A 7,581-nucleotide genomic window follows, 5' to 3' on the forward strand; every position below is an offset into this window, starting at 1 on the left:
TTAATGCTTACAGGACCTATTTGGGGATAATCGTTACCTGGACGCTCTGGTCCGATATTGTATCGACACCACTAGGCTTTGTAAGGGCCACGGTCTTGGTTACTTTACTCGTGATATTTGATAAATCCAAGCTAAGTGGAATTGAATCAATGCTATTTAGTGTATCACTGGAACCAGAAATTGTCACTGACCCAGGATTAAAGCTAATCGTGAAATTATCAAGTGAACCGCTGGTCGCTTGAGACGCTAGACCAACTTTTTTACTCGTTGAACTGCTTGATGAAGAACTGGCAGCTGAAGAAGCTGACGATGATGACGAAGATGAGCTACTTGAAGATGAACTATCGACCGTCAATGAAACCTTAGCCGTCTTCTGAGAGAGTGTCACTTGGAGGGGTTGATTGTTCTTGTCATATGCCGTTAATTTGGCCGTTTGGCTAACATTGGACTTAGTATTTTTATCTAGGTCCACGTCCGCACCAACGTGGTCAACGGCTGCAACTATATCCTTCGGTCCAGTCACCGTGACTGTCTTCGTATCCGTGCTAGTATCCGTTACTTCATAGCCGTCAGCAATCTTGCTATTATCATATTGAACCTTGACGTTCTTCTTGGCTGAATCCTTGACTGCCAGAGTCATCGTCACCGTTTGCGGGTTAGCCGTCGCTGTCAACGATGAGCTAACACCAGTTAAGGCAACCGTCACCGTATGTTGACCAGAGTACAGGCCACGCAAGTCAGCTACAGCCTGGATCTCGTTGTGGTTTTGTGCCGCCGTTACAAGGGCCGATGTCCCTTGGATATTTACAGCAACCGTGCTTCGTCCACCAACAATTACATAATCATCCGAATCATATTGTACCGTTAGTGGCACTGTTAATGTTGCCTTCTTTTCCGGTAACAAAGAGGTCGTATACTGTGAACTATTCGAACCGGAATAGCTTGGCTTGGTCGACAAAACATAGGCAGCAATCAATAGTGCCAAGAAAAATGAAAAAAGTAAACTAAGTGCTTTTGATGAACTCAACTTTTTCATAGTTTCTTCCCCCGAATCAAGAAATTAACAATTGGCCATTTCTTGCTATTCTTCTGGGATGTTTCAACCCATTGCTTTTCAAAGAAATTCAGGTAAGAATCACGGTCCATGTTACGGAGCAAGTCACCCCGTTGGGTGATCGAAATTTCCCCGGTTTCTTCGGAAACGACGACCGTGACCGCATCAGTTGCTTCAGAAATTCCCACTGCGGCTCGGTGTCGAGTACCCAATTCTTTTGGAATTCGAGTTGAGTCTGACAAAGGCAAGTAAGCAGCCGCAACAGCGATTTTATCATCATTAATGATGACAGCCCCGTCATGCAGTGGCGTATTTGGAATAAAGATGTTAATAAGTAATTGACCAGTGACAACAGCGTCAAGGGAAATCCCAGTTTTGATATACTCGTCTAAACTGTCCTTCCCGTTGATGGTGATTAAAGCCCCAATTCGACGCTTAGACATATATTCCAAGGCCATATCGAGCCCCTTAATCAATTCCCGGGCCTGCTCATTATCTAAGTGTCGTCGACGAACGGTTAGTCGACGACCAAGGTTTTCTAAACCACGCCGAATTTCTTGCTGGAAAATCACAACTAAGGCGATTGGTGCCCATGTAATCAATTGGTCCATCAGCCATGAAACCACGACTAGACCAACGTACCAGGCAACGACCTTGATTAAGATAATGGCTCCAACCCCTAAAAGAATTTGGAGAGCCCGCGTCCCTTCCACAAAGGTAATTACCTTGTAAAGTAAGAACCAAATAATTAATACATCGAGTATGTGGACCAAATTACTACTGGTCATGTACGCCCAAATTTCCATTTTTTACTCCTCATTTCGGCCAACTAAAATCCTAGTTTCCGCATAGTTTATCACTTGTCTTAAGTTAATACTAGTTTGTCGAGAAATTCGTTTTTGTTCATAAAGCTGCTGAATAAAATCTCGTTCGGCATTCAAAGCCTTGAGCTCTAATTCTAATCGCATCCGATCATCTTTCTCTTGTTGATCAAAGGAAGCAACGTGCTTCGTTTTTTCAATTTCAAACCGATAGACAACAATTAAATTATACGCCTCTTGGCGCAGGACACGCTGCATAACTGTATCCCCAACTTGCAAAGCAACATAATTTGAAATTGCTGCGATTGCGGCCTTTAATAATTCCCGTTTGGCGTAGGCGTTCTCGTCACGTACTTTTTCAGATTCTTCATCAGACAACCAAATCAAAAAGTTTGCCCGCACCCGACGGTATAACCACTTAATTCGTTTTTTAGAGTAGAAATCTTGACTAGAACCCAAATCAGCTTCAGCTTGGTTTAAATAACGAACCTGGATAGAATAAGTAATCGGTGTGATTTCTTCATTGACTAACAATTGACGCAGACGATCTTTTTGTGCTCGAACCGCTAATTCTTGCAATTCTAGATCTTTTTCGGCCACGAAGTCGCGCTGGTCCTGATCTTCATGCAAAGACCGTCTTAACTGACGAACCTTCTTCTGTCTTCGGGCAACCAGTTCATGAACAATTCGCCGGTTTTGGTTGGTCTGCATATCCCGTAATTGTTGGATACCAACACGTGTTACCCAGAGGCGGGCCTGTTCTTCTGAAAGGTCTGCACGGTGGTCTTCAGGAATATCATCGTCGACCTCCATGGCTCCTTCAGGTCGAGTAAAGTCATGCTTGGTGCTTTGCTTAGTCACGATTGGTAACATCACAGCTGCAGCAATCAACGAAAAAATTACAACGACAGCGGCAATGAAAATCACTAGGTCGCGGCCAATAAAGGCCCCACCCTCTTTGGTTGTCAGAGGGATAGTCAAGACAGCGGCCATAGTCACTGCACCACGAACTCCCGTTAAACCAGAAACAATCGCAGACTTGAAGGAAACATTTTGACCATGGTGTCGCCACTTTTGACCAACTTGCGTTCCATAGGCCCATATCACTCGGATAGCAAAGACAATCAACCAAACGAGCAATCCATATAACAAGGCTTGCCAGTTGGCAATCTGAGTATCTTCTAAAATGTTATGCAAAGCATTAGGCAAGGTTACGCCTAAAAGAACAAAAATTAAGCCATTTAAGACATAAACCAAAACTTCCCAAGCATGTAAGGAAACAATGGTTGCCTCAGCCGATAATTGTCCCTCATGACGGTCATTCAACAGTTTGGCTGTTACGCCACCCGTTACCACCGCAATCAAGCCAGAGGCATGTAAGGGGTACTCAGCAATCCAATAAATGATAAAGGGCAACAAGACGGTGACAATGGTATAAAAGACCACATCCGCCAAGCCAAAGCGTGAAACTGAATCACGAATCCAGATGACAACGGCACCAACAATGATTCCTGTCACAATTCCCGCCAATGTCATCCAGGCAAAATTAAGTAAGGCATCCGTCACCATAAAAGTTCCCACCACAACGGCTTTAATCGCCGTATTAAAGGAAACCAAACCAGTGGCGTCATTAACCAAACTTTCACCAGTCACGACGTGTAACAAGTTTTCAGGTAATTTCACTCGTTTAGCAATTGCTTGAACGGCAACCGGGTCAGTTGGTGAAACAACCGCTGCTAAGGCCAAAGCCACTGGCAGTGGTAATGCCGGCACAAGCCAATAAATGGCAAAGCCACCAACAATGGTTGTTAATAAGACCAGCCAAATCGCATTGGCCAAAATTGGCACTCGTAACTTCCACAGCTCACGTTTGGGAAACCGCCAAGCATCGTTAAACAGGATTGGAGCAACGAAAAGCATCATGAACCAGTGAGAATCAACCTCTATGTATGTCCCGCCTAAGGTGGCGAGTAAAAAACCAATCAAAATTTGGAATAGTGAGATTGGAATAGCGGGGATAAAGTGAGAAATGATACTCGAAAGGGCAACTCCTATCACTAAAACAATCATCAACTCAATTATATCCATAATTTATCGGTCTCCTAATATGCGTACCTCGGGCTCCAATTCAACTTGGTAGGCCTCAAAAACTTTTTCTTGAACTAAATGGATCAAATCTTCGTAGTCATTGCCAGTTCCTTGGGCCAAATTAACCATAAAGCCGGCATGCTTTTTGGATACCTCAACGCCACCAACCCGGGTGCCTTGGAGGCCAGCATCCATAATTAACTTACCAGCAAAGTGGCCCGTTGGTCGTTTAAAGACAGAACCATTTGATGGCCAAGACAGCGGTTGCTTGTTAGCCCGAGCGTAGTTAATTTCATCCATCTTAGCGCGAATATCGGCTTGGTTACCTTCAGTTAAAGCAAAGGTAACCTCAACAATTACGCCCCCATTATCCTGGAAAACTGAATGACGATAGGCAAAGGCCAAGTCATCTTGAGCAAAGGTCTGGAGGGTCAAATCGGGCATGACCGCCTTGACCTCTGTGACGACCATATCAGCCTGGCCACCGTAGGCTCCAGCGTTCATAAAGACCGCCCCTCCAACCGTTCCAGGAATTCCTGCCGACCATTCTAGACCAGCCAATCCTTTTTCTTGGGCAACTGCAGCTAACCAAATAATATCGCAGCCGGCTTGAGCCGTCAGTTTCAGTCCATCTTGGCGAATGTCTTTTAAGTCTGTTGTTAAGATGACCAGGCCTCGGAGGCCGCCGGAGCGAACCACTAAGTTTGAGAGCCGACCAAAAATGTGAACTGGTAAGTCTTGGTCTTTGGCCCAAGCTAACAAATCCGTCAATTCAGTTAAAGTCTGGGGAATTGCTAAATAATCTGCAACCCCACCGGCCTGTGTATAGGCATAGGGAGCAATGGCTTGCTGTTCTTTGATTTGCAGTGGGGCTTTTTCCATGGTCATCTCCAATAATTCTTCTACTATCTATCATAACAAATTTTCATAAATGTAATATAAAGAAAAAAGACAACCGTGCCCGACCTCTTCTGAAAAACAGAATTCAGGTCCGCAGTGTTGTCTTATTCATCCCAGCAAATGGGTTAGGAGTCTTAGCCGCGGTACTTTTTACTCATCCCTGCCAACATTTTCCGCAGATAACGGTCACCGGCTGGCCGGTAATTGCGGTGGTCTGGACGGCGAAGAATGGCTGATAATTCACCATTAGAAATCTTGTCCCCAGCCAATGCTAATAATTCTTGAATATCATCTGACGTGTAAGCCATGGCAATTTTGATTTTCTTAATGGCCACGTTATTAACTAATTCATGGTTGGTGATATCAAAAGTTGGTGGAACGATTTTGCCGTCCTTGTCTGTCCGTTCACCCCGCTTTTCAATCACTAGGCCATTCAAAAAGGCCTCTAAATTCCGAGCTGACAAGTTTTGATTTGGCAGGCTATCATCGTCTTGCTTAGTTAAAATCTTGTCCAATTGGCTTTGAGAAACTTTCAAGCCACCCAAGGCAAAGATAGCAATAATGTCTTGGTTTGAAAGGTCCAAAGCGTAACGCAGACGGATAATAATATCGTTATAGTTCATAAATTTTCCTTTAAATAATGATTAAAATGGGTGGGTATCATAGGTCTGCCAAGACTCATGTGAGTCCTGAATGCGCTTAAACATCCGTTCCATTTCAGTTAATGTAAATGAAGTCAGGACTGGCCGGCCATGCGGACAGTTATAGGGATTTTCGGCCCGGGCTAAGTCATGTAATAACGTCTTGGCTTCTTGGTCAGAAATATGCCAATTAGCCTTAATGGCTCGCTTACAAGACATCATAATCGCGGTCTTTTCACGAAAGGCGGCCACGGTCAATTGACCATCGTGTAGGACCCAGTCAATCATTTCGGCGATTGTTGCCTCAGCTTGGTCGACTGGTATCCAGGTTGGGTGCTCATAAACCGCAACCGTGTTCGGTCCAAACTCCTCAACCGTCAAACCAACCTGAGCCAAAACATCGTGATAGTCGTTAATTTTGAGCATATCGGCCGTTGAATAGGTTAGCGTAATCGGTGCAAGGAGTTGCTGCTGGTTATCACTAACCTCACCTACCGCTTGCCGATAGTACTCATAATTGAGTCGTTCCTGGGCCGCATGCTGGTCAACCAGGTACAAGTGGTCCTGGTCTTGAGCAAAGAGAAAGGTTCCGTGCATTTGCCCAATATAGGTCAAAGTCGGAAAGCCATTTTTCTCAGCTTCCTGGTCAGCCAAATCAAGGTCTTGGTTAACCGGCTTAGCTGGTCTTCCTTCTTTTTCGGCAGGGCTGGTAGTCGTGGCTGATTCAATACCAACCTCGCTCAAAGCCTGGTCAGCTAGAACATCGTTTGTTACAACAGTTGAGTCACTTTGACTCGGTGTCTCTGTCTCATCCGACTTCTGATAGCTAGCCATTGGCTCTGCAACCTGGTCAACATTTACTTGGTCCATCTGGTCTTCAAAAACAGCTTGGTATTGTTCGTGGGCATAGCGGTCAGCAAAGTCGGCCACTACTCCACTCGTCAACTGGTCTTCAGCTTGGATTTCAACCACATGGTCCGGTTCGTTAGTAATTGCAACCTCTTCAATCTTTTTAGGACTAGTTGGCTGCGGCTGGGGTTGCACCTGACTAGTCTCTGCCGAGGTATCGTCTTGGTCATCAACTGACTGACCCAAGTTTTCCAAAGCCTGGGGTATCAGATTTTCCTGACTCAACCGATCGCGAATTACAGCGGCAATCAAGCTGGTCAACTCCCCCTCTTCACTCAAGCGAATTTCCGCCTTTTGCGGGTGGACGTTGACATCGACTAGGAGTGGGTCAAGTTCGATATTGATGGCCCCGATAGGAAAACGACCAACCATTAGCTTCGATCCGTAACCACTGGTAATAGCATTGGAAACCGAAAAGTTTTTAACAAAGCGGTGGTTCACAATTACGGCGAAGTACGACCGTGATGACCGTGTTTGCTCTGGCAAGGACAAATAGCCGTTAATTTTGAAGTGTTCTGAAGCTCCCTTAAAATCAACCAACTTCTCGGCAGTCTTACGGTCGTAAACCACGGCTAAGACCTGCTTCAAATCGCCGTTGCCGGCCGTCTTCAACAAGGATTTCCCGTTGTGAGTCAAAGATAAAGCAATCTGTGGATAGGCTAAGGCCAGGTGATTGAGTGTCTCAACAATCAGTGACATTTCCGTCTGTGGCTTTTTAAGGTACTTCAGCCGGGCCGGTGTGTTGTAAAAGAGCGACCGAACCGAAACGGCGGTCCCAAACCGACCAGCGGCTGGCGCTTCCGAGACGACCTGGCCACCCTGAATTTGGTAAGTCAGACCAGTTTCAGAATCAGCAGCCCGAGTTTGCAAAGTCACATTAGCCACTGAGGCAATTGATGGCAAGGCTTCACCACGAAAACCCAGGGTCATGATTTTAAAAAGGTCATGACGGTTTTGGATTTTTGAGGTGGCATGGCGGACAAAGGCCAATGGCACATCTTCGTTAGCAATTCCATCCCCGTTATCAATCACCTTAATCAGGTCCAGACCGCTATTTTCAATGACGACATCCACTTGACTGGCATGGGCATCGATGGCGTTTTCCACCAATTCTTTGACGACCGATGCCGGTCTTTCAATCACTTCACCAGCCGCAATCTGGTTGGCC

6 protein-coding genes are annotated in these 7,581 nt (G+C 45.5%); all 6 read right to left on the reverse strand.

All coding sequences use genetic code 11. The annotated features are described in order from the left end of the window. Nucleotides 1-16: 16 nt before the first annotated feature. Nucleotides 17-1,036 carry a CdaR family protein gene (locus tag AOQ29_RS07530; RefSeq protein WP_061993864.1) on the reverse strand — a complete coding sequence of 340 codons (1,020 nt, stop codon included), beginning with the start codon at nt 1,034-1,036 and terminating at the stop codon, nt 17-19. Further along, nucleotides 1,033-1,860 carry a diadenylate cyclase CdaA gene (gene cdaA / locus AOQ29_RS07535; protein ID WP_061993865.1) on the reverse strand — a complete coding sequence of 276 codons (828 nt, stop codon included), beginning with the start codon at nt 1,858-1,860 and terminating at the stop codon, nt 1,033-1,035. Before cdaA ends, AOQ29_RS07530 begins: the two co-directional genes overlap by 4 nt. Before the next feature lie 3 nt (nt 1,861-1,863). Then, nucleotides 1,864-3,963: a cation:proton antiporter gene (locus AOQ29_RS07540; protein ID WP_061993866.1), complete on the reverse strand. Its 2,100-nt coding sequence runs from the start codon at nt 3,961-3,963 to the stop codon at nt 1,864-1,866. Between the two features lie 3 nt (nt 3,964-3,966). Then, nucleotides 3,967-4,845, reverse strand: coding sequence for a UDP-N-acetylmuramate dehydrogenase (gene murB, locus AOQ29_RS07545; protein WP_061993867.1), 879 nt, complete (start codon nt 4,843-4,845; stop codon nt 3,967-3,969). Nucleotides 4,846-4,997: 152 nt separating this feature from the next. Further along, nucleotides 4,998-5,486, reverse strand: coding sequence for a YehS family protein (locus AOQ29_RS07550; protein ID WP_061993868.1), 489 nt, complete (start codon nt 5,484-5,486; stop codon nt 4,998-5,000). A 21-nt stretch (nt 5,487-5,507) separates the two neighbouring features. Then, a partial coding sequence (gene mutL, locus AOQ29_RS07555; RefSeq protein ID WP_083989419.1) for a DNA mismatch repair endonuclease MutL occupies nt 5,508-7,581 on the reverse strand: 2,074 nt, incomplete at its 5' end.

The sequence above is a fragment of the Fructobacillus ficulneus genome (assembly GCF_001047075.2).
GTDB lineage: Bacteria > Bacillota > Bacilli > Lactobacillales > Lactobacillaceae > Fructobacillus > Fructobacillus ficulneus.